Raw genomic sequence first — 23,397 nt, forward strand, 5'->3', positions numbered from 1 at the left:
TCCATAAGACCGTCTACATGCGGTTCGCGTGGTCCCAATTCTCAGAGGAAATCCGGTCCTCTTCGGCTTGGCTGCGGAGAATTGCTTCCTGAGCGTTCGGCGGCAGATCGGGCAGCATCTGGTGCACGCGCTCGCGGTGGCGGGCGATGGCCTTGCGTTCGGGCATACCGGGATTGGGCTGCACCTGCGGGATGATCTCGGTGAAGTCCTCCTTGGTACCACCACCGGAGATACCCGCGGCCGCCATCGCGGCCTCTTGGGCCACCAGTGCCTCGTCCTTCTCCTCGGACATCCCGATCGGACCGAACCGATCACCGGAGAGGAACTGCTTGACCACCGGCTGCTCCGAGGTCAGCAACTGCTCACGCGGCCCGAACATCACCAACTCCTTACGGAACAACATCCCGATGTTGTCCGGGATCGTCCGCGCGATGTTGATGTTGTGCGTCACGATCAGGATCGTCGCATCGATCTGGGCGTTGATGTCGATCAGCAACTGGCTGATGTAGGCCGTACGCACCGGATCCAGACCCGAGTCCGGCTCATCACACAAAATGATCTGCGGATCCAGCACCAGCGCACGCGCCAGACCGGCACGCTTGCGCATACCGCCGGAGATCTCACCCGGGAGTTTGTCCTCGGCACCGGTCAGACCGACGAGGTCGATCTTCTCCATCACGATGTCGCGGACCTCGTTCTCCTTCTTCTTCGTGTGCTCACGAAGCGGGAACGCGATGTTGTCGAACAAACTCATCGACCCGAACAACGCACCGTCCTGGAACAACACACCGAACAACTTGCGGATCTCATAGAGCTCCTTGGCCGAACACTGCGTGATATCGGTGCCATCGATGATCACCGACCCCTGCTCCGGGTGCAGCAGACCGATCAAGGTCTTCAGGAACACCGACTTACCCGTACCCGACGGACCCAGCAGCGCCGACACCTCCCCCTCCGGCAGGGTCAGAGAGACATCACGCCAAATGTTCTGCGAACCAAACGACTTCGTCAGATTCTCGACACTGACTTGGACACCCATTATGTTACTCCTTCTTCACACTCACAATCCGGCGAGCCGCCGGCAGCGGGTGTCTGTGGCTCGTTTACGCAGTCATTGCGCTGTTTCGGTCATCAACTCTCAGCGTCGCTGAGACTGAATGTGTTCGTTCCGCATTCAGTAGGTGCCGCGAGCGAGGCTCGAGCAGTCGGTCTAGATTCGAGGATCCGTGTCGGCGCAACTCGTGACGAGTTTGATGTTTGCGCCACGTTTGACTTACCGTGACCGGCTCAGATCACGACCGATAATTCCTTTCATGATCTCCGTTGTGCCCCCGTAGATGGTTTGGACCCGCGCATCGATATATGCACGTCCGACGGCATATTCGAGCATGTATCCGTATCCGCCGTGCAACTGCACGCACTGATCAATCACTTTCTTTTGCAGCTCGGTTGTCCACCACTTGCTCTTGGCGGCATCGACAGCAGTCAAGCGTGAGGCATTGTAATCGAGTATTTGACGGTCGATGTAGGTTTGCGCGATGTCGAGTTCGGTTGAGATTTCAGCCAGCGCGAATTGTGTCGTCTGGAAATCACCGATGAACTGGCTGAATGCACGCCGTTCGAAGCAGTAGTCGACTGTGAGGTCGAAAATCGAGCGAGCGTCGGCGACCGCGGCCACAGCGGTTCCCAGTCGCTCACGCGGGAGATGCGCCATCATGTAGCGAAGCCCTTGACCTGCTTCTCCGAGAAGGTGCGAGTCTGTCAGTTGAACGTTGTCGAAGAACAGTTCCCCGGTGTCCTGGGACCGGAGCCCGACCTTCTCCAGTTTGCGCCCGCGCGCGAAACCGTCCATGCCGGCTTCGACGACGAAAAGGCTCAGTCCCAACGACGTTCCGTCACTTTCGGTCTGCGCCGCTACGATCACGATGTCAGAAGAGATCGCATGCGTGATGAAAGTCTTTTGGCCGTTCAAAACCCAGCGATCACCTTGCCGTTTTGCGACAGTCCGTATCCCACGCAGATCACTGCCTGCGCCAGGTTCGGTCATGGCCAGCGCGCCGATCAGGTCGCCCTGTCCGAAACGCGGGATCCACCTCGTCTTTTGTTCATCGGTTCCTAGGTCCAGAAGGTAATACAGGACGAGGTCGTCCTGGTTCGAAAAACTTATGCTCACGGAGGTGGCGCGCGCACGGGCCAATTCCTCGCACACTACGCTGCGGTAGCGGTAATCAGAAACACCAGAACCGCCGTGTTCCTCGGGAATCTCGAGCCCGTAGATGCCTGATTCGGTTGCGGCGCGAAATACCTTGCGATCGATCTGACCCGCCGATTCCCACTCGTCGTAGTACGGAGTCACCTCCCGACTGATGAATTCACGAACTGTATCTCTATAAATTTCGTGGTCTTCGTCATAGATATCTCGGTACACTACCTGCTCCTTGAGTCTGATCTTTAGTCTATTTCTGTTGCGCGCTCGGCAGCTGTCCAGCAAGTATCTGACTCCGGACAGTCAATGTTTTGATTTTTCCTGACGCAGTCATGGGCAGCTCGCTCGCAAAGAACCACTTCTGCGGTACCTTGTACTGTGCCAGCGATCCAGCACAGTGGTTTTTCACATTCGCAACCATTGCGTCGATTGACCCTTTTCCCGGACTGGTCACCAACACGGCCGCAACCGTCTCGCCGAGGCGTTCGTCGGGCAGACCGACAACTGCGGCATCACGAACTTCTGGATGTCTGAGCAGCACGCCTCTCACCTCGTCCGGTGAAATGTTCTCGCCGCCGCGAATGATCAGTTCCTTAAGGCGGCCAGTGAGGCGTAGGACGCCGCGGTGGTCCATCGTGCCGATATCACCCGTGCGCAGCCATCCGTCAGTCGTGACGGCTCGGGCGGTTGCTTCGGGATCGCGATAGTATCCAAGCATCTGCTGGAACCCGCGGATGCAGATCTCTCCCGCCACACCGATGTCTGCTACCTTCCCAGTCTTGATTTCCAGCAATGCACATTCCACTTGGGGCAGCGGGCGTCCGATTGTGTTGGTGACATCTGCGACGGAGTCATCGTGGCGGGTAGCGATAACCGGAGCGCATGATTCGGTTTGGCCATAGACATTGAGAACATTGCCCCCAAAACGTCGACTGGTCTCTTCGATTACCCAACCGGGGACATTGGCAGCTCCGACGAGAATGGTCGGAATACGGACTTGATCGTCGGTCTCGACATTGAGCAGGTCCTGCAACATCGTAGGAACCAAAAGCGCGGTTGTCACATTTCGAGTCGAAATCGTCTTCATCACCTCGACTGCGTCCCAGCGATCAACAATGATCAGCGTGCCGCCGAGCGCCAGCGATCCGAGTGTCGAGGTCACGCAGCCTGCGGTGTGGAACTGCGGAAAAGGCGAGAGCAGCTTGCTGCCTCTTGGCACCCCGGTTGCGTGCATTGTGATCGCAGACACGTTCACCATGGATCGGTGTGCGAGCATGACCGCTTTCGGTCGACCGGTGGTTCCGGAGGTGAACTGCATCATGCCCGGGGCTCGGACGTTCACTTCAGGCCACGCTCGTCGCTCCAAAAGAGATGGAGGCGAGGGTCTTTGAGCCCATTCCGCGACCTCCTCGAGTGAATATGACTCGAGAACCGTCGAACATTCGGCGACAAGGTGGGGGACCATCCCCGTCACATCGCTGTCTCGTTGCTGCCGCCCGTGAAGCAGCATCACGGAGTCCGAAATTGACAAGGTGTAGCGAATCTCGTCGTAGCCTGCCCTCGGGTTGAGCGCGACGACCACCCTCCCCGTGAGCGAGATGGCATAGAACATGAGGGGCCATTCGACGACGTTGGGGGCAAGTATCGCGATGTGGTCGCCCGGCTTCGTTCGATGAAGTATCTCAACCGCGATTGCTGCGACGCGACGCTCGACTTCGGAATAGGTGAGTTCGGCCTCCGAGCCTCGATGGTCGAGTCCGATCAGGGCAATTCGATTGGGCTGATCACCAGCCACGTCCGCCAGCTGCCGAGCGGCGTAACTCTCGACCAGGGCTACCGTCTGATCTTTCGGCCAATAGGAATTGGCAAGCGGCGGACGTGCGGAAGTCATCGAGATCTCTGAGCAATGTCGTTGAACGGCGGCTCGTCAGCCCACGGGAACCATGCAGGCAATTCGTCGCTCGGGCGCATCGACCACTTGGGTGATCTCTTGTCGAGGAATGCAGTGACTCCCTCGGCTGCATCGCGGGAGGCGCCGGTGTAGGTAAGCGCGGCCGACTCGATCTCGTGCGCCGTCATCGGGTGTGAAGCGCCGCTCATCTGCCATAACATTTGCCGAGTCAGGGCGACAGATACTGGAGCGGTCTGCTTCGCGATGCTGTTCGCGATCTGTCGGGCGGCATCGAGCACCTCATTGGCTGGGTGCGCGCTCTGGACAAGGCCCGAACTCAGTGCCTCGTCGGCTCGAAAAATGCGACCAGAGATCGACCAGTCGATGGCTCTGCTGAGGCCAACTGCCTTCGGCAAGAACCAGCTGGATGCGCCGTCCGGAACTATGCCGCGTGCCGTGAAGGGCAGACCAAGTTTTGCGCTGTCCGCGACCACTCGTATGTCCATCGGCAGGGTCAACGACAAACCAAAGCCAACTGCAGATCCGTTGATTGCGGCTATGACAGGTTTGAGGGATGCAAAGATTCTCAACGTGACTCGGCCGCCCGAGTCACGGCGTACGCCGGCGGACGAATCCCCGCCATCGGTGGCGTGCTCGAAAGCATCTGCGCCGGAGGATAAATCGGCGCCTGCGCAGAACGCTCGCCCAACTCCGGTCACGATGATTGCCCGAACAGAATCATCCGAGTCGGCCAGGTCGAACGCGGCGATGAGCTCGTCGCACATCACGGTCGTCACGGCGTTGAGCTGGTCCGGTCGGTTGAGGGAGATCGTGGCGACTCCGTCGGCAACGTCGTACAGTACTTGCTTCACAATTGCTACTCGCTACGTCTTCGTTGGGTTTGCGGTCGAATTTGCAGAGCGCGACGACTGCGGCGCCACCATCCGGCCTCGCGACCCAGGTGGTCACCACATCGTCGTTGTCGTCGACCCGATGAGGCCGCAATGCGATGGGGGCGCAGGGAGGTCATCACCAGCAGACCGCGCCCGGCACGCCGGGCGTTCGGCGACGGCCGTGCGCCCGACGCGGAATTGCCGAACCGCGGTTCGACTTGACAGACGACACGACATTATTCTAACGAAGAGTAAACTGTCAAGGGAGTTCCGACATCGTCCTGAACTGGCATTAGATGCCACACCTTCCTGCGTGTTACCCATTTTCGAACAACAATTCAAAAGTGGAGGACCACACTCGCAGGCCTTGGGTTGCCGACCGCGGGCGCCCCGGGGGTGTCGGACGAAGGGTGCTGAGCCCATGAACCTTCCGCACGCCGGCTTCGCCTGAGGTGGAGAAGGGCCTCCTAGGCGTCCTCCTAGGCGTACTGAAACAGGGCAGTCGGCCAGTCGGTCGGAGGCCCGACCGTCGCGATCAAAAAATCTATTTCGACTTAAAAAAAGTGGTGACAAGGCGAACTCCGGTCGGGTACTGTAATCGGTGTCACCCTGCCGGCCCGGGCGCCAGATGTTCTGTGCGACTCGATGTGCCCGCGAGCGTCACTGGGAAGCGGCGCCTCCAAGCCCAGAGCGATGGCAGGACAATCGTGTCTTACAAGGAGAATTCTATGTCCACAAGTTACAGGCCTGAATCCGTCGCGCAGTCGCAAATGGTACTTCCATTGCGTGAGTGTGGTTCTGACAGAGTGCATCTGGTCGGTGGGAAAGCGCTCGGGCTCGGCGAGTTGGTTTCGGCGGGCTTTGCTGTCCCTGACGGCTTCGTTGTGACGACCGCGGCCTACCGTCGCGCGATCGATGTGGCGGGAATCGGCCCTAAAATTGCTGCACTACTGGAACAGGTGCCGGACGATCCGGCAGGACAGCAGGAGGTCTCGCATTCGCTGTCGGGGCTGTTTTCCGCCGAGGTCATCGACGACGAACTTCGGGTTGACATCCGTGAGAGTTATCGCCGTCTGGGAGGCGGTCCCGTGGCGGTCCGATCGAGTGCGGTCGCCGAAGATCGCGCGGATGCCTCCTTTGCTGGTCAGCAGGACACCTACCTGTGGATAGAGGGCGAAGCATCGGTAGAGGACGCGGTCATCAGGTGCTGGGCGAGCCTGTTCAGCAGCCGCGTGTTGAACTACCGAAAGCGTCTGAGCATCGAGATCCATGATGTCGCCATGGCGGTTGTCGTCCAGCGAATGGTGCCCGCTAGAGCTGCTGGGGTTCTCATGTCGCTCGATCCTGTGAACGGTGACCGGTCGAAAATCTACCTGGAGTCGTCCTACGGGCTCGGGGAGTCTGTCGTGAGCGGCGAAGTGACGCCGGACGGCTTCATGGTCGAAAAGACCTCGTTGGCGATCGAGAGCCGCGTGGTCGGCGACAAGCAATTCGCACACCGCTACGATTCCACGGTCGGTGAGGTCGTCCGTACGGGGGTCGATCTCGACGAGCGAGCTCGGTTATCGTTGTCCGACGAAGAAGTCACGCAGATCGCGGAGTTGGGGCGTCGGGTCGAAGCCGCCTTCGGCTACGTTGTCGACGTCGAGTGGGCAATCGACGAGAACGACAACGGCATCGCCTTACTGCAGGCTAGGCCGGAGACCGCGTGGTCCTCCAAGTCGCCCGCTTCGAATATGGGCCAAGAAGAATTTCCCATTCAATGCGAAACCTGGGACCCACTGCACTCGCCGTCGTCGCCCGACCTCCACTGGAGCACTTCGAATGTCGCCGAGGCCATCCCTGGTGTGATGACGCCGTTGAGCTGGAGTCTCTGGGGGCCGACCCTCGAGCGGGGCGCTCGCTGTGCGGGATTCGAAATGGGCGTGCTGTCCAAGCGCGAGGCGCAGATGACATCCGACGTCAACAGACACTACTTCCGCTCCTTCTACGGTCGGCCTGCCCTGCAGGTCGAGTACATGGCCCTGATGGGTGACAGGATGCCCGGGACGTCGGGTGAGGAAGCCGTTGCCTCGATCCTGGGCCGCGTACCTGATGGATGGCAGGGCAAGCCAACGAATCGACGCGTCCCGATCATTGCATGGAAGATGGCCCGACTCACGGTAACGGGGCCGGGTCGGATGAGAGGTGTCGCGGCTGCCGTGGATTCCTGGTATCTGCCGTTCCTTCGTCGAGTCGACGAAGCGAAGACGAGCTCCGAAACCGCACAGCTGTTTGCCGAGGCTGCCGAAAAGTTCGACGCTGCGGTGAATCTCCAAGTCGTGGGGAACGTCGCTGTCGTTGTCCCGATCTTCACGGCGTTGGAGAGGGTGGTCGAGCGCAGCGGGAAGGGCGACATCGCGAAACTGAGCGGCTTCGGAGGAGCCGAGGTGAGCGGTCTGGTCACAGATGTGTGGCGCGCCTCGCGTGGCGAAGTCTCATTGAAAGAAATTCTCGATCGCATCGGCTTCCACGGCCCTATGGAAGGCGAGTTGTCCGGAACGGTCTGGAGAGAGGATTCTTCTCCACTTCGCGATCTGATCGCCAGCTATGCGCGAGAAGAGGACTCCGCTGATCCGCGACTCAAGGAGGCCGAGCATCGCCGAGCGGCCACACAGTCTGCTGCCGAACTGTTGGCCGCCACCCCGATCCGCCAACGGCCGTTCGTCCGCGGACTTCTGAAATTGGCCGCGCAGCGCATACCGCTTCGAGGAGTTGCCAAGCGAGCTCTCCTGCAGGCGCTCGATGGTGCACGCGCGGCGGCGCGCAAGCACGGCGAGTTCGAAGTCGCTGCAGGACGGTTGCGGAACACATCGGACGTGTTCTTCCTTACTGCGTCTGAGATCGAGCGTCTGCCTGCTGATGCGCAGTCGTTGATAGATCAAAGGCGCACTCGCCACTCGCTGTATGAGACGGTCACAATGCCCGACTCGTGGAAAGGATCACCGGTGCCCGAGGTGGCCTCGGCGACCGACGATTCAGAACGCAGCGGTGTGGCTCGCGTGGATGGCATCGGTGTGAGTGCTGGAGTTGTGGAGGGCATCGCGCGAGTGCTACATACACCCGATTTCTCGGCCGTCCAAGCCGGTGAAGTGCTCGTAACCCCCACAACCGACCCGAGTTGGTCGTCTGTGATGCTCCTTTCGTCGGCCCTGGTTGTCGACATCGGTGGAGCGTTGAGTCATGCGGCTGTGGTCGCTCGCGAACTCGGCGTCCCGTGTGTCGTCAATACACGCACCGGAACGAAAGCGATCCGGACTGGAGACCGAGTCCGGGTGGATGGGAAGACCGGAGTAGTGCAGATCATCTCACCGGCCAGTATTGATTAATCGCTGGTCACGATCAGCGGAACAATTCGAATTCATTCGATATATTACAGGAAGGGTGAGTCGTGCTGACAACAGAAAACAATTCATGGGGTCCGCTGAGCGAAGGGGTTCATCGAGATGTCGTAGATGAGCGTCCGTGGAGGGACAACGCATACTTGTGCTTCTGGGACATCGAGAATGACCTATACGGTGCGTTGCACGTTTCCACATCCCCGAACGCAGGCGGGCGGCGGGCTCGGCTTACCGTTCATGTTGGCAACGAAATCGCAGAGGTTGTCGAGGATCTCGAGCCCGGCACCGTCTCGAGTGAGTCGATCTCGTTTGACTTCGGTGACCGGTTCAGCGTCGACGCGGAGAATCTCAGCGGCGAACTAATATGGGAGCCGCACTTCGCGCTCGCCAACTACACCGACGATCGAACGCCAGCAGGGTTTGAGTTCGATTCTTCGGCCCCACTCCAGCACTACCAACGTGCTGCACAGGTCTCCGGCAGCCTTACAATCAACGGGGTCGACTATTCCGTGCGTGGCGAAGGTGTGCGAGACCGAACATGGGGATTCCGTGATGAGTCAATCAATCTTCGCGAGACGATCGGTTTCTTCTGGGTTTTCCCCGACTACGCCATAAGTGCGTTCCGTATCCTCTTGAACAACGGCACCGAAGCGGTGCAAGGTTACGTTCTGCGTCAGGAAAGTGCGGAACCCATCACCGGGTTCAGTATCACACGTGACGCGATGGGGCTTTTCGTAGGCACCACTCTCAAGACATCGAATGGGGACGAGATCTCCGTGCGCGCTGAAAGGCGCGGTGGACACTTCTCACCTATGGGCTTCGAGCGGACAGGACCGACGCACAGTGCCTACGACGAGTTCTCAGTGCTTGATCGAAAAGACGGCGTGCGAGGGTTCGGAATGATCGAGCAGGGCGTCGTCCGCCAGATGCACTGAGTGCTGTGGCGTCGAGTTGCCTCCGAGGCAATCACTCGGATTCATCGACCGGCGCGACGGGGCATTCGCCGGGGGTCACCCGATCCGGCAGTTCGGCCTGCGTCGCCGGAGGACGCAGCTGAGCTGCCGGCATGTCGGCACCTGACAGATGCCCGTTCGCCGTTGGCGGTGTCGGAATCGGGCTGCAGGTCTGCGCATCCCAACTACAATGGGGCACCATATGACACAGTCATCAGACGCCGAGCTGAGGACATTTGCCAATATCAGGGACCTCGGTGGTTATAGCGTCTCCGGAGGCGGTGTCACCGCGCCCAACGTCCTCATCCGTAGTGACGCACCGTACCCCGGGGACGACGACCCGGTGGACATTCCATGGCCGCCCGCCACCGTGGTTGATCTGCGCGAAGCCACCGAACCGGGAAGCCTGGCGGTCACATGGCCCCCCGGCGTTCGCGTCGTTCACCGTGGGGTGTCCGCCGGAGCCCGTGTCGATCGACTCGCCAGAACGGGTCTCGTTGAGATCTACATGTCGATGATGCGCGCAGGCGGGCACTGCTTGACCGCGGCATTGAACGAATTCGACTGCGGTGGAGCAACACTGGTTCACTGCACGGCTGGTAAAGACCGCACGGGTGTCATTGTTGCCCTTGCTCTGCTGCTCGCGGGCGTAGATGAAGAGTCCGTCATCAGGGACTATCAGCGGACCGAGGACGGTATCGCCGGAGTGTATTCACGCTCGCTTGAGCGAGGCCGCGTCCCGGAGGGCACCACCTTGGACGCCCCCTTCCTGCGTAGCCCACGCGAAGCGATCGAAGTCGTCATCGACGACGTGCTCGGCGCCGCAGCGGGCGCGTGGGGGTGGTTCGAAGCCCACGGTGGCGACGTTGAGCACTTTAGCCAGTGGGTCGACCACTTCGTCCCTGCCAAGTAGACGGACTCGCTGTACTGGCAGGACAGTTCGTGGATAGTGCACTCCGTAAGGGCGAAGTGGTAGCGCGTACACACGGCCTCGAGAATTGGTCACGGTCAGGCGGGGACCTCGATCTCGCGCGGAGAATGCCGGCGAAGTGCGCCAAGAGGGGTTCGTTCGGGAGACCGCGCGTGCGGGCTGTGAACAGTTCAACGACAACCACCTCGCCGGGCACGGGGCGGTCGCAAGCTCGCCCTCTGCGAGCATCTTCGCGTGTGATGGCGATTTGCTTTCGAGTCGGATCCTGCCGTTACCTTCGGATGTATTGCCGCAGGGGCGCACTTGCGCAGAAGCCGAACGGTTGCACTCAGCGATCGGGTACTGCCCGCCCGCCGAGTACGAGACGCGCTACCGTGAGACTGTCGCAGCGCAAGAGTGAGGTGCCACGGTGGGTGTCAACTGTGGTGAGTCTCTGACTGGTTGGTTACGCGACTTTGAGTTGGTGTTCGAGTTCGTGGTGGAGGTTGATGCCGACTCGTGTGCTGGGTCGGGCGGTTTCAGGTTGTCGGTCAAACCGTTCGGGGTGTTGCTCGTAGTAGCTCGTAAGCGCCCTCGCGCGGGTGGCATGGGTGTGTTCCCAGCTGCCGTCGTGCAGCGACTGGGGCGTGAACAACGCCCTCCCGGAATGGTGGTGGTCGGTGTTGAACCAGTCCACGTAGTCGGTGATCCAGTCGCGAGCATCCTCGATGCCGGTGAAGTGACCAGGGAACGACGGGCGGTGCCTCATCGTGCGGAACTCGGATTCTTTGAACGGGTTGTCTTTGGACACATTCGGACGGTTGAACGACAATGTGACACCCATCGCCGAACACAGCGCCGCGAGTTTGTCCGAACGCATCGTGGCGCCGTTGTCGGAGTGGATGATCCGGGGACCGCCGCTGGTGTCGAATGCATCGGCGAACAACCCTGCGGCGATGTCCTCATCGGCTGCGGTCGCCACACAGAACGCGATGATATTGCGGGAGTACAGGTCCTGGATCGAGTACGCCTTGTAGGCCACCCGAACGAACGGGCCCTTGATGTCAGTGATGTCCGCCATCCACACCTGCCCAGGGCCGGTGGCGGCCACCACCGGTGAGCTTGTCAAGATGTCTGTGTAAGAACGTGTCTCCTGGTTTTTGTGTGCTTGGTGTTGCGGTCTAGGTCAGGTGGGGTTCGATGCGGTCGGGGTAGGCCAGTGCGAGTTGGCCGAGGGCCTGTTTCCAGTTCGTCACAACCTGCCCCTCGACGAGCCGTCCGGGGGCTCTGCGCGAAGCGGATGGCTTCCCGCGTTCCTTCTCGCGTTGTCTGGCACGTTTGTCCTCGATGTCACAGATCGCCAGCCACAACAGTTTGCGGACCGCGACGTCGTTCGGGAAGTGGCCACGGTTCTTGATGACCTTGCGTAACTGGTAGTTCAGCGACTCGATCGAGTTGGTGGTGTAGATGACCTTGCGCAGCTCGGGCGGGAACGCAAGAAACGGAATGAACCGGTCCCAGGCTCGGTCGAAAGCTAGTGCCGCACTCGGGTATTTGGCTCCCAGTTCCGAGTCACGGAAGGCCTCCCATTCGCGGCGGGCAGTATCAGCGTCGGGGGCGGTGTAGATCGGTTTGATCGCCCGCGCGACGTCTTTGCGGTCCTTGTAGTTCACGAACCGCATCGAGTTACGGATCAGATGCACCACACACGTTTGCACCGTGGCCAGCGGCCAGGTCGCCTCGATCGCCTCAGGGAAACCGGTCAGCCCGTCGCAGCACACGATGAGCACATCACGCACGCCGCGGTTGGCCAGATTCGCACACACCCCTGCCCAGAACTTCGCGCCCTCCTCGGCCTGAATCCAAATCCCCAGCACATGCTTGACGCCGGCCATGTCGACGCCAATAGCGATGTGGGCGTGCTTGTTTCGGGCATGAGCGCCGTCTTTGACCTTGACGACCAGGGCGTCGAGGTAGATGACGGGATACAACGCTTCCAGTGGGCCGGTTCTGCCATTCATCGACCGCGTCGAGGACCTCATCACAGATCTTGGAGATCGTCTCGTGGGACAGATCGGTGCCGATCGTCGAGGCCAGATGATGCTGGATGTCGCGTAACGTCATGCCTCCGGCGTAGAGCGAGATGATCATGTCATCGAGGCCACCGAGCCGGCGGGATCCCTTGGGCACCAGACGTGGGGTAAACGTGCCGTCACGGTCACGAGGAATGTTCAACTCGACCGGCCCGGCCTCCGACGCCACCGTTTTCGGACTCGACCCGTTCCGGGCGTTGGGCAACTCGCGCCCGGCCGGGTCGCCCTTCTCATAGCCGAGGTGATCGGTCAGCTCGGCCTTCAGGCCGCGTTCGAGGGCGAGCTTGATCAGGCCCGGGATCAGGCCGCCATCGCCGGTGATCTGGACCTGGCCGGTATCGATCTGGGCGAGCAGCTCATCGACCATGCCCGAGGCTTGTAACGCCTCAGCTACCTCCGCAGTCGAGCGCGGCTCGGCCAGCTCAGGCAACCGCCGATCGTCGTTGTCCTGCTGCTCGTCGTCTAACGCCATGCTCATAGATTGTCCTCTCACTAATGAGCACTGGACTTACACAGACCATCTGACACCCCCCACCGGTGCCCGACGCCGGCCCGCCATCCTCCGCTGCGGTAACACCGGCCGCTGCGATTGATCGGTGATCCTGTTGGCGATGCGGTACCAACTGCGCAGCGAGCCCAGATAGCACCCGTCGTCCCACAGGTGGGCGAAGGTATCGAGCACCGACTGTCCCCGAGCCCACCCGGCGCAGATCGCCGCGCTGATGGTCTCGACATCGACGGCGCTGATCCGGTTGGGATAGTCGCGGTCGGGCCTGGCCCACCGGACTGGCTGTACCCACACGCGGCGAGGTGCGGTAGTGCAACGCACTTCGCGACACCCCAGCGATCTGCAGGGCGGCCCGCTGGGAGTACCCGGCCGATGTAAGGTCAGTGACCAGCGCGAACCTCACGTCGCGGATGTCGGATCGTTCTGCGCGTCCCCGGGCCCCGGCGATTCCAGCGTCCGCAAGAGCCCGATAGCTCTTCCCAACGCGGCGTTCCCTGACTCCAGCGTCGCGATCTGTGTGCGCAGCGCGGCCAGCTCCTCGGCATGCGACCGCGGCGCCGCGGCCAACTTCTCCTCAGCTGCCATCACCCGCCGGATCGCGTCGGCACGAGTCACCTCGTTGCGAGGCAACAGCCCCCGCTCGAGATCCCCGGCCAAATACTTTCTGCGCCACCGAACCATCTGATCTCGGCTGAACGGTTTCGACCGCAGCCATACCTTCTTCTGGCCATGCGGCAACGCCAAATACTCCCGAACGAAACCAGCAATCTCCTCAACCGTGTACCCCGGTGACATGCTCACAGTGTGCCCCTATATCTCCTCAAGGAGTGACTCACACCAAGTCTGGCCTCCACCGCCAGAACCAGGATTCCATCCGATCCTGGACGGTTCAGGGGGATGGTCGTCTCGAACCAGGCTGCTTGCACATCACACCGGAGCCAGCTTCGCGATCACGAACCACGTTGGTGCACATGCCGTCTCGGCTGCGCCCGTCATCCCGACACGCATCGTCCACTCGTGCGGGCAACGTGATCGGAATTCGGAGCGGGTACGCGGCGATGTGATACTTGCGGAGGAGCTTGCGTTCATCGAGAATCCTCGCGACGCCGCCCTTGTTCGCGGTTGTCCATGCGATTGGTGGTGGCGGATGGTGCGATCTGAGCGAGCATTCCTCCCGTGCGTGCAATGCCGGCGCCTGCACGACGGTAGGTGAAGGGCTTCCTCGAGACTCGGAAACGTTGCAGTGTGACAAGCTGCAACGTTTCCGAGCTGTATCTCGGCGCAGTTGTGACCGCGCGTGCCCTACGCCTTCAAAAGGCGCGCGCACTCGAGTTGTCGAATGAGGTACTTCTCGTCTTCTTCAGGTCCAAGAAGCAGTGGCATGAAGTCCAGGACCGTGACGCAGGTTGCGCCTGCGTCAACGTACTCGCGTAGCGAGGCCGCTACCTCCTTAGGGCTCCCGTGGAACCAGCTCCGTCGGTTCATCTCATCGCTGACCCGGGAGGAAATGTGCTCGACGTCGGCGACCGTGGCTTGAGCCGGCAGCATCTTGAGTGCATAGTGGAACCCCGGTGGGAATGCCGGCTCGATGCCCTCTTTGTGCCAGTCATCGGAGTGCAGTCGGCCGAATGCCGCGGACACCCATCGCACCAGCGGGTTATCGAACGCTCGGTCGATTACGTGAGGGTCTTCGTGTACGAGGCTCATGGCCCAGACCGCGAAGTCGAAGTCCTCGGGATCGCGACCGGCCTTCTCCAAATCCACCTTGAGGTTGGCGACCATGGAAGCGAACTGATCAGGGGTAGAGAACGCACACGGGATCGCCGTCGAAAGGCCGTCAGCGTACTTTGCGGTCATTTTGAGGAATTGAGGGCCGCCGCCCATTCCCCAGATCCGGAGTGGGAACGGCGCCGCCGAACCGATCCACCCCTTGCTCAGGGTCCAGTGGTTTCCTTCGAAGTCAAATGGTTCTTTGGCTTCGATCAGCTGGCGGTAGAGCCGGAAGTGATCCTCGAGACGCGACAATCCTTCAGAACGCTTGTACCCGAACGGCTTCGCCTGCTTGAGCTCGCCGGCGCCGATCATCAACGCAGCGCGGCCACGCGCAGCGTGTCCGAGAGTAAGCATGCTCTGCATGAGCTCGGCCGGGCCGCGCCGGATGGCATCGGTACTCACGCCCACGCCGAGGCTCTCGGTGCTGGCAGCGCCAATGCCGGCGAGGATGAACGGATCGGCGAAAGAATCCGGATCGGCCATCCCCGTCGCCGCCCGCGGCGTGTTTGCTGGAGTCCAGACCGATTGAGGCCACCAGCTGGTCAGCTGGTCCCAGGTCTGCATGTAATCGACTACACCAGAGGCTTCCAGTGCCCGCGCGAACGCTCCAGCCATTCGCGGGTCGATGTTGCGGTCACCCAAGTAGGGCACCATCGTCTCGACTTGACGCTTGTCGCTCATGTTTAGCTTCCCTTCTAACCACAGGACGTCGTCGTCCTGCGAAGCGCGGGTGTGATGTAACGCACATCTGACTGAAGTTGTCAGTGGTGTCACTTTCTACCAGCATTCTGCGCGGGCGACAAGGTCTACCGGTCGCTGTACTGACCTGAGAGGTTAGGTACGCGGTCGGCGGGTGATCGACCTTTGAGTGAGGTGTGGCCGCGGTGGTGCTTGTAGTGATGCAGCCAGCTTGAGTACTCAGCGCAGCGTTCGGCGTCGCTGGTGTAGAGCCGCGCGTAGGCCCACTCATCGGCCAGCGTGCGGTGAAACCGTTCCACCTTGCCGTTGGTCTGTGGCCGATAGGGGCGGGTCCGGCGATGCTTGACCTCACCGAGCGCGTCACGGAAGACATGGGATCGGTAACAGGACCCATTGTCAGTCAGTACATTCCGGACCGTGAATCCGCACTCCAGGAACCAGGCGTTGGCCCGTTCCCAGAAGTCGGCGGCGGTTTGCTTGCGTTCGTCAGCCAGAATCTCGGAGTACACCAGTCGGGAGTGGGCATCGAGGGCGGTGTGCAGGAAATGGTGTCCCCGCAGCGGATCGCCCCATGTGCTACGGCGTCCAGAACTTTTATCGGCTTGCGAGTTGTGGTTGCCCTGGGTTCGACCGAGCATGCGCCATCCGCCGCCGGCGGGGATCTTGCCGAGTTTCTTGACATCAACGTGCACCAGATCACCGGGAGCGGCGGACTCCATCCGTCGGATGACGCGCCCGGTGGGACGGTCCAGCCAGCGCAGACGGGCCAGCTTGTACCGGCTCAACACCCGGTGCACGGTGGAGACGTTGAGCCCGAGCAGATACGCGATACGGGCTGGGCCCCAGCGACGCAGCACGCGGACTTTGATGATGCGCCGCTCGGTGCGCGTCGGAGTCTTATTGGGGCTGCGGTGGGGTCGTGAGCTGCGGTCGGCCATGCCCGTCGGTCCCTGCTCGCGGTAACGCCGAGCCCATCGCTGGGCGGTGGTCACCGCGACTTGGAATCGTTCAGCGGCACGGCGCAGCGACCAACCGTCATCAACGATGCAGCGGGCCAGACGCAGACGCCCGGTTTCTGACAATGGGGCATTACGGTGGGACACGAAGACCTCCGAGGATGGGGAGCGTTCCTTAGACAGCTCGCACTCCACTCGGAGGTCTTCTTCATGTCACCACGCCACGCCGTAGGCCGTACCTAACGTCCGTGGTCAGTACATCTAGCGCCCCCGCTGCACTGCATAGGAGTGTTGCCTTGCGTTTGACGATGGCGCGGCGCTGACCGCGAATCGCGTCCGATCTTCGAGGGCTGTTGGTGTGCCAGAGCATTGGCCTGACCCAGCGTGATGCTCCGATAGAGAAAAGACGCTACGGGCAGCGTCGTGAGTTGCCGCCGTCTGCAACAAACACCCTGCGCCTCAGAGTCGTTCATTCTGATTCCCGACCTGGTCACCGCGTTCCGGGGCGTTCATAGCCGGGGTGAAAGGACCGATGCCTTCCTCCGTGTGGACCAAACCTGCCGACGTAGTGCTCGCTACGCCAGACATGAGTAGCTTCGGTCGCACGGCTCCAGCGGCAGGCTCCGGCAGGTTCGTCGTGTGCCACAATCGGATCGTGGCATCTAAAGGACCAGCCCTACGTACTGGACGTCCCCCCGGCTCCGACGGTGTCCAAACGCGGGAGCGTATCCGCCGCGTTGCGCGCGGAATCTTCGCTGAATTCGGTTACGAGAAAGCCTCGTTCGAGTCGATAAGTCGAGCAGCTGACATAAGTCGAACTGCGCTTTACAAGTACTATCCCAGTAAGGCTGAACTGTACCGCGACGTGTACACGTCGCTATTCGAGACGGTTTTCGGTCGTCTGCTGGAGGAAGCCCTAAGTCGTGCGCCGTCTTTGAGCGGTCGGCTGCGGTACCTTTTTGAGTCTGTCGCCAGCCTTCACCGGGAAGATCCCACGTACGGTAGTTTTATCGCAACGTCACTTGTCGACGCCTTGCGACATCCAGAGTTCGCCGGACTTGCAGAGGCAGAGAAGGACAGAAGCTCGGCCTTCTTCCGAACTGTCCTTGCCGACGCTGCTAGCAGTGGAGACCTACCCGCCTCCACTGATCCCGATGATCTCGCGAATGTGCTCTTCTCACTGCTGTGGGGCTTGGGCTTGTTTTCTGTCTTCGTTGGGTCGGTCGACGAGCTGGACCGCGCAGTTGCTCTGATAATTTACGCAATTGAGAGTCAGGCAACAGGTAGGCGCTAGGGCCGCCTAGTACCAATTTACTGCCCAGCAGGCTGACTGGGTAACGACAGATCACAGTTGATCTGACGAGTCCGAACCGGAACTGCTCGATCCAGTCAGATCCGGTTGGCGCAGTAATTGTGGCCTGTTGCCGAGTCACGGCCAGATCGGCTGTTTCATTTGCATTGCGGCTCGTGGTGTTGCTAATCGTTCAATGCATCGGGACCAGTCCCTGCTCTGTCGCGATGAGGCGTTCCTCGCGGCGTGTCCGAGACGTGAGCGCCGACTCGGTCTCAATTCTGCAGGTCCCGGTCGAGAAACTCGATGAGTCCTTCGCTGAGGACGTCATTGTCATCGCCGCTGACCATGTGTCCGGCGCCGCCGACCTCGATTTGACGAGCGGTCGGGATGAGCCGGAGCAGGTCGCGGGCGTTCTCGGGACTGACAACGTCGGATTGCTCTCCCCGGATCAGCAGCGTGGGCACGGTGATCGACCGCGCGGCCGCACGGGCCTGTTCTTCGCGCACGCCGGCCTGCTCAGGACTGTTGGACGGATCGGCGATCATCTGCGGGTCCCAGTGCCAGTACCACCGACCATCGCGCCACCGCAGATTTTTGCGCAGCCCGTCCGGCCGCGGGGGCCGGCGGCGGTGTGGGTTGTAGGCGGCAACCGCCGCGGCGGCGTCGTCTAGTGAATCGAAGCCTGCCAGGCCGTCCCGCATGAAGCTTGCGATCTTTTCCAAACCTGCCGGCTCGGCGCTCGGCGCGATGTCGACCAGTACCAGGCCACATGCGAGTGCAGGGTCGGCTCCCTGGGCGATCAGCGAGGCCATCCCTCCCATCGAAGCGCCGATGAGCACCGGCTGGGTGTCGAGGTCCGCGACGACCGTGGCCAGATCGCTGGCGTGCGCGGCGATCGAATAGTCGCCGTCGGCGGCCCAGTCGCTGTCCCCGTGTCCTCGGGCGTCGATCGTCATCGCGGTCCAGCCGTGCTCGGCGAGCCGTTGTCCAGTGCGCTGCCACGAATGTCGTGTCTGACCTCCGCCGTGCAGGAGGAGCGCGGTCCCCGCCGCGGGCGGCTTCGCCGGATCCCAGCGGTCGGCCGCCAGTGTCACGCCGTCCCCGCGTAGGCGCATGGCGCTGGTGGTGTCGGACATGGACGTCCCTCCGTCGATGATGCACTTTTGACTCTGACTATAAATTCAGGTCCGAGGGCCAGCGAGACGGGCCCCGGGGTGCAGCGTCCAGATGGCCACCGCGGCGTCAACCTGGTTGGTCGGTCACCGCCCTGTGCTTCGCGGTCACCCCGATGATGTCGGCGCACGAGGGTCGGACCCGCAAGGATCGGCTGGGTCCTGACCACCAACCTGCTCGCGGCGGCGATACGTACGCTGGTGCTCAGCAAGCTTGCGAACTGACGCGATGGTCGACGCGTCCTGATCGGCATCCTCGTAGTGGGTGGTGGTCCTCGGCCCGGGCTGTGCGTGGTGGCCACGAGCCTGTAGCTGCTCGTGGTCGGGCGCACTGCAGGAACGCAACGTACGCCGTCGTCCCGATCGGCGTGGCGGTGCTCCGCTAGACCTTTAACAGAATGTTGGCTCGCGCATGCCAGCGGTCAGCGGGTCGATCGCCAGCAGCGCCCCGACAACAGCGCCGTGAGCGCAGCCCTGACGATCGGGGATTCGTGCCGGAAGTCGTCTACCACCGAGTGCGTCGAGAATCACTCGGTGGTAGACGACTTCCATTGCGCCGGTGAGGAGTCCGAACACCACGAACAGAGGCAGCTGGACGGCCGACGGGATGAAACCACCGCGAGTTCACCGGGTTCGGCGACGGGCTCGAGGCTTCCTGAGCCTCGGCTTCGACGCACGCCAGCCAAGCCGTGTCCCCAACGATCAGGACCACGGTCACCCCGACCACCAGTTTGACTTGCCGCGCTGCCGGTACCGAGCCCTTACCCCAGGGTCGACGCCCGAGCGACGAGTTCCGGCTGGAACACCAGGTTCGACGGGACATGGCGCTCCGCGGGATCGTTCGCCGCGCTGATCAGCAGGTCGACCGCGGTGACGCCGATACGGGAGGTCGGCTGCCGGATCGACGACAACGGGACGACGGTCGACCTGGCGAAGTCGATGTCGTCGTAACCGATGATCGCGATGTCCCCCGGAACCCGGATGTCCCTGCCCAGCATCGTGAACGCCTGCAGGACACCGATCGCGAGGAGGTCGTTGGCGCAGAACACCGCATCCGGCCGCTCGCGGGGGGTCCTGGCCAGCAGGGCCGTGCCCGCCTCGCGCCCGGCGAGCACGCTCAGATTCGGTGTGTGAACCACCTCGAGTGCGGCACCGTCGACGTCCTCGACCGCGTCCTGCCCGCCCCGCAGGCGGTCGGCGACCTGCCGCAGTCCGGGTGGCCCGCCGACGAAGACGATCCGGCGACGCCCGGTCTCGCACAGGTGCGAGACCGCGAGCCGTCCGCCCGCGATGTCGTCCACGGCGACGGAGTCGAAGGGAGACCCGCCGGCGTCCCGGTCGACGAGGATCACCGGGGTGCCGTGGCGACGCAGCGAGTCGAACCGGCGCAGATCGTCGCCGATCGGGGAGACGAGCAGGCCGAAGACCCGCTGCTCGTCGAACGTGTCGAGGTAGGCCTGTTCGCGCGACTCGTCGTCGTCGGACGTCCCCAGCAACACCGTGAGGTCGTGGTCGCCGGCCCGCTGTTCGGCGGCGCGGGCGATATCGGTGAAGAACGGGTTGCCCACGTCGAGCACCACCATGCCGACGCATCGCGAACGGCCCGCCCGGAGCTGACGCGCGGCGTCGTTGCGCACGAAGCCCAACTGGTCGATGGCCGCCTGCACCCGCGCGACGGTCGAGGGGGAGACCTTCCCGGGCGAGTTGAGCACGTTCGAGACCGTTCCGACCGACACCGAGGCCGCTGCCGCGACGTCTCGCATGCTCACACCCATGTGTTCATCTCACCAGACGCCGCACCGCCACACGCGGTACGCAGAGTCGGGAGGGTCGCCCATCTCGGGGGCTGATTGACTACGAACAGCGCGGTATCCCCTGTATGAAAGGCGGCTCGATGTCGACTCCGGCCAGCCCGTTCTCCGCGGACTACCAGCCAGACCCACGACGGTGGAAGGCACTCGCGGTCTGCCTGGTCGTGGGATTCATGACGCTTCTCGACGTCTCGATCGTCAATGTCGCGCTGCCCTCCATCGAATCCGGTCTCGGAGCCGACTCCGCCGATCTCTCGTGGGTGGTCTCCGGGTACGCCCTGGCCTTCGGCCTCGTTCTGGTGCCTGCGGGCCGGGTCGGTGATGCCCGGGGCCGCAAGGTGACCTTCCTCGTGGGGTTGACCCTGTTCGTGCTCTCCTCCGCGGCGTGCGGCATCGCCCAGGGGCCGACGCAACTCGTCGTGTCCCGCCTGATCCAGGGTGTCGCGGGCGGCATTCTGGCACCGCAGGTCTCCGGACTGATCCAGCTGCTGTTCCGCGGCGCGGAGCGGGGCCGGGCGTTCGGCATGTTCGCCGCGACCATCGGCATCTCGACCGCCGTGGGACCGCTGCTGGGCGGCGTCCTCATCCAGCTGGGCGGGTCCGTCGACGGCTGGCGCTGGATCTTCTTCGTCAACGTGCCGATCGGCATCGCCGCCTTCGTCGGCGCCGTCCGTCTCATCCCGGCCCGGCCCGACGAACTCAAACAGCCGTTGCGGGGGAGTTTCGATCCGGTTGGCGTGCTGCTGCTGGGTACCGGAGTGTTCGCGCTGATGCTGCCGATGGTCCAGGAACAGGAGTGGCCCGGCGGGCAGAAGTGGCTGCTGCTGGTCGTCGCCGCGGTGCTGCTGGCTGCCTTCGTGTTGTGGGAACGGCGCCAGGGGCGCGTCGGACATCAGCAACTCGTCGACCTCTCGCTCTTCTCGATGCGGTCGTACTCGCTCGGGTGCATCATCGCCATGGTCTACTTCGCGGGCTTCACCACGGTCTTCTTCATCTACACGTTGTTCGTCCAGCAGGGGCTGGGTTACTCGGCCCTGCAGGGCGGGCTGGCGGTGACGCCCTTCGCGCTCGGGTCGGCGGTGTCGGCGAGCGTCGGCGGGAACATCGTCACGCGGGTCGGCAGGAAGCTGGTCCTGCTGGGACTGGGACTGGTCGTCCTGGGAATGATCGCGACGATCATCGCCGTCCAGCTCGTGCCCGGTCACGACGTCGGTTACGCGGCCGCACTGCCACTGCTGGTCGCCGGCGTCGGGTCCGGGCTCGTGATCTCGCCCAACCTCACGCTGAGCCTCGACCAGGTCCCGGTCACCAAGGCCGGTATCGCCGGGGGCGTCCTGCAGACCGGGCAGCGCATCGGCGCCGCCGCGGGCATCGCGCTCGTCGGTGCGGTGTTCTTCGCCCAGGTCGCGAACAGCGGTGGTGACTGGGCGCGGGCGTTCCAGATCGGCCTGGCGACCGCAGCAGTCCTCGTGCTCATCGCGCTGGCGGTCGGTCTGGCGGACCACTTCGCACACCGCCGGGACGCATCCGCGGACGTCGGCGCCCGATCCGTCTGACCGGCTGGTGTGGGGCCCGATCCGCCGGACCGGGCCCCACGCGACGACCCGGGCGTCAGGAACGTGCCCGGGGCACCAGCCGCTCCAGTTGGGTCACATGCGCAGGCGTCAGTTCGTCCAGCGAGGCGACGCCGAGCAGGCGCATCGTGCGGGCGATCTGCTCGCCGAGGATCTCGATCATCCGGTCGACCCCGGCCTCGCCGCCGGCCATCAGGCCGTACAGGTAGGCGCGCCCGACGAGGGTGAACCGGGCGCCGAGCGCGACCGACGCGACGATGTCGGCACCGCTCATGATGCCGGTGTCCAGCATGACCTCGGTGTCCGCGCCGACCTCGCGGGCCACCTCGGGGAGGAGATGGAACGGTATCGGCGCGCGATCGAGCTGGCGCCCACCGTGATTCGACAACACGATGCCGTCGGCGCCGAGTCCGGTGACCGCCTTGGCATCGTCGACGGTCTGGATGCCCTTGACCACGAGCTTGCCCGGCCACTGCGACTTGATCCACGCCAGATCGTCGAACGTGACCGTGGGGTCGAACATGGTGTCCAGGAGTTCGGCCACCGTGCCCGACCAGCGGTCGAGTGAGGCGAACGCCAAGGGTTCGGTGGTCAGGAAGTCGATCCACCACTGCGGCCGGGGGATGGCGTTGAGGACGGTCTTGGCGGTCAGCGCCGGTGGGATGGACATGCCGTTGCGCTTGTCGCGGAGGCGGGCACCGGCGACCGGGACGTCGACGGTCACCAGGAGTGTGTCGTATCCGGCCTTTGCGGCCCGGTCGACCAGCGCCATCGAGCGCTCCCGGTCCTTCCACATGTACAGCTGGAACCAGTTGCGCCCGTGCGGGTTCGCGTCCCGGACGTCTTCGATCGACGCCGTTCCCATCGTCGACAGCGAGAAGGGGATCCCGGCGCGTGCGGCGGCGCGTGCACCGGCGTATTCGCCCTCGGTCTGCATCATCCGGGTGAACCCGGTCGGGGCGATGCCGAACGGCAGTTCTGAACGGCCGCCGAGGATTGTGCACGAGGTGTCGACCTTCGCGACGTCGCGAAGGATCGCCGGGTGGAACTCGATGTCGGAGAACGCCTGTCGCGCACGTTCGATCGACAGCTCGGCCTCGGCCGAGCCGTCGGTGTAGTCGAACGCGGCCTTGGGGGTGCGACGCTTGGCGATCGCCCGCAGGTCCTCGATCGTGAGCGCGGCATCGAGACGTCGCTTCTTGGCGTCGAACTGCGGCTTCTTGAACTGCATCAGCGGTGCGAGGTCGCGCGGTTTGGGAACTCGACGCTTCATGGGGGATGTGC

16 protein-coding genes and 1 pseudogene are annotated in these 23,397 nt (G+C 62.7%); 5 read left to right on the top strand and 12 right to left on the bottom strand.

The window, feature by feature from the left end; translation table 11 throughout:
• Positions 1 to 13: 13 nt before the first annotated feature.
• From KTR9_RS08825 to KTR9_RS08840, 4 genes are all read right to left on the bottom strand, one after another.
• On the bottom strand, positions 14 to 1,039 hold the full coding sequence (locus KTR9_RS08825; RefSeq protein ID WP_014926105.1) for an ABC transporter ATP-binding protein: 1,026 nt from the start codon (positions 1,037 to 1,039) through the stop codon (positions 14 to 16).
• Between the two features lie 234 nt (positions 1,040 to 1,273).
• The gene (locus KTR9_RS08830; protein ID WP_044507809.1) at positions 1,274 to 2,428 is read right to left on the bottom strand and encodes an acyl-CoA dehydrogenase family protein; all 1,155 of its coding nucleotides are present in this window, start codon (positions 2,426 to 2,428) and stop codon (positions 1,274 to 1,276) included.
• Between the two features lie 28 nt (positions 2,429 to 2,456).
• Positions 2,457 to 4,097, bottom strand: coding sequence for a class I adenylate-forming enzyme family protein (locus KTR9_RS08835; RefSeq protein WP_014926107.1), 1,641 nt, complete (start codon positions 4,095 to 4,097; stop codon positions 2,457 to 2,459).
• Complete coding sequence (locus KTR9_RS08840) at positions 4,094 to 4,969, bottom strand: enoyl-CoA hydratase-related protein (RefSeq protein WP_014926108.1); 876 nt, start codon at positions 4,967 to 4,969, stop codon at positions 4,094 to 4,096. Before KTR9_RS08840 ends, KTR9_RS08835 begins: the two co-directional genes overlap by 4 nt.
• Positions 4,970 to 5,718: 749 nt before the next feature.
• Here KTR9_RS08840 and KTR9_RS08845 point away from each other — a divergent pair.
• The 3 genes from KTR9_RS08845 (at position 5,719) to KTR9_RS08855 (ending at position 10,236) form a co-directional block, all read left to right on the top strand.
• Positions 5,719 to 8,358, top strand: coding sequence for a PEP/pyruvate-binding domain-containing protein (locus KTR9_RS08845; RefSeq protein WP_014926109.1), 2,640 nt, complete (start codon positions 5,719 to 5,721; stop codon positions 8,356 to 8,358).
• A gap of 62 nt (positions 8,359 to 8,420) precedes the next feature.
• Positions 8,421 to 9,305: a DUF7065 domain-containing protein gene (locus KTR9_RS08850; RefSeq protein WP_014926110.1), complete on the top strand. Its 885-nt coding sequence runs from the start codon at positions 8,421 to 8,423 to the stop codon at positions 9,303 to 9,305.
• 220 nt (positions 9,306 to 9,525) lie between these two features.
• The gene (locus KTR9_RS08855; protein ID WP_014926112.1) at positions 9,526 to 10,236 is read left to right on the top strand and encodes a tyrosine-protein phosphatase; all 711 of its coding nucleotides are present in this window, start codon (positions 9,526 to 9,528) and stop codon (positions 10,234 to 10,236) included.
• Between the two features lie 463 nt (positions 10,237 to 10,699).
• On the opposite strand, the gene KTR9_RS08865 is transcribed toward KTR9_RS08855, so the two are convergent.
• From KTR9_RS08865 to KTR9_RS08890, 5 genes and pseudogenes are all read right to left on the bottom strand, one after another.
• Complete coding sequence (locus KTR9_RS08865; protein WP_014926113.1) at positions 10,700 to 11,362, bottom strand: DDE-type integrase/transposase/recombinase; 663 nt, start codon at positions 11,360 to 11,362, stop codon at positions 10,700 to 10,702.
• Positions 11,363 to 11,414: 52 nt separating this feature from the next.
• Positions 11,415 to 12,804 (bottom strand): annotated as a pseudogene (locus tag KTR9_RS08870) (IS256 family transposase).
• Between the two features lie 429 nt (positions 12,805 to 13,233).
• Complete coding sequence (locus KTR9_RS08880) at positions 13,234 to 13,629, bottom strand: hypothetical protein (RefSeq protein WP_044506319.1); 396 nt, start codon at positions 13,627 to 13,629, stop codon at positions 13,234 to 13,236.
• 507 nt (positions 13,630 to 14,136) lie between these two features.
• Positions 14,137 to 15,288: an LLM class flavin-dependent oxidoreductase gene (locus KTR9_RS08885; RefSeq protein WP_014926118.1), complete on the bottom strand. Its 1,152-nt coding sequence runs from the start codon at positions 15,286 to 15,288 to the stop codon at positions 14,137 to 14,139.
• A 125-nt stretch (positions 15,289 to 15,413) separates the two neighbouring features.
• Positions 15,414 to 16,409, bottom strand: coding sequence for an IS481 family transposase (locus KTR9_RS08890; protein WP_044506321.1), 996 nt, complete (start codon positions 16,407 to 16,409; stop codon positions 15,414 to 15,416).
• Between the two features lie 508 nt (positions 16,410 to 16,917).
• On the opposite strand from KTR9_RS08890, the gene KTR9_RS26880 reads away from it, so the two are divergent.
• On the top strand, positions 16,918 to 17,556 hold the full coding sequence (locus tag KTR9_RS26880; protein ID WP_014926120.1) for a TetR/AcrR family transcriptional regulator: 639 nt from the start codon (positions 16,918 to 16,920) through the stop codon (positions 17,554 to 17,556).
• 272 nt (positions 17,557 to 17,828) lie between these two features.
• On the opposite strand, the gene KTR9_RS08900 is transcribed toward KTR9_RS26880, so the two are convergent.
• Both KTR9_RS08900 and KTR9_RS08905 read right to left on the bottom strand, forming a co-directional pair.
• Complete coding sequence (locus KTR9_RS08900) at positions 17,829 to 18,692, bottom strand: alpha/beta fold hydrolase (protein WP_014926121.1); 864 nt, start codon at positions 18,690 to 18,692, stop codon at positions 17,829 to 17,831.
• A 797-nt stretch (positions 18,693 to 19,489) separates the two neighbouring features.
• On the bottom strand, positions 19,490 to 20,503 hold the full coding sequence (locus KTR9_RS08905; RefSeq protein WP_014926122.1) for a LacI family DNA-binding transcriptional regulator: 1,014 nt from the start codon (positions 20,501 to 20,503) through the stop codon (positions 19,490 to 19,492).
• 119 nt (positions 20,504 to 20,622) lie between these two features.
• Here KTR9_RS08905 and KTR9_RS08910 point away from each other — a divergent pair, with 119 nt between their 5' ends.
• The gene (locus KTR9_RS08910; protein ID WP_014926123.1) at positions 20,623 to 22,095 is read left to right on the top strand and encodes an MFS transporter; all 1,473 of its coding nucleotides are present in this window, start codon (positions 20,623 to 20,625) and stop codon (positions 22,093 to 22,095) included.
• A gap of 55 nt (positions 22,096 to 22,150) precedes the next feature.
• Here the strand turns inward: KTR9_RS08910 and KTR9_RS08915 are convergent, their stop codons facing one another.
• Positions 22,151 to 23,386: an alpha-hydroxy acid oxidase gene (locus KTR9_RS08915; RefSeq protein ID WP_010841775.1), complete on the bottom strand. Its 1,236-nt coding sequence runs from the start codon at positions 23,384 to 23,386 to the stop codon at positions 22,151 to 22,153.
• Between the last annotated feature and the right edge of the window lie 11 nt (positions 23,387 to 23,397).

The organism is Gordonia sp. KTR9, assembly GCF_000143885.2.
Classification (GTDB): domain Bacteria; phylum Actinomycetota; class Actinomycetes; order Mycobacteriales; family Mycobacteriaceae; genus Gordonia.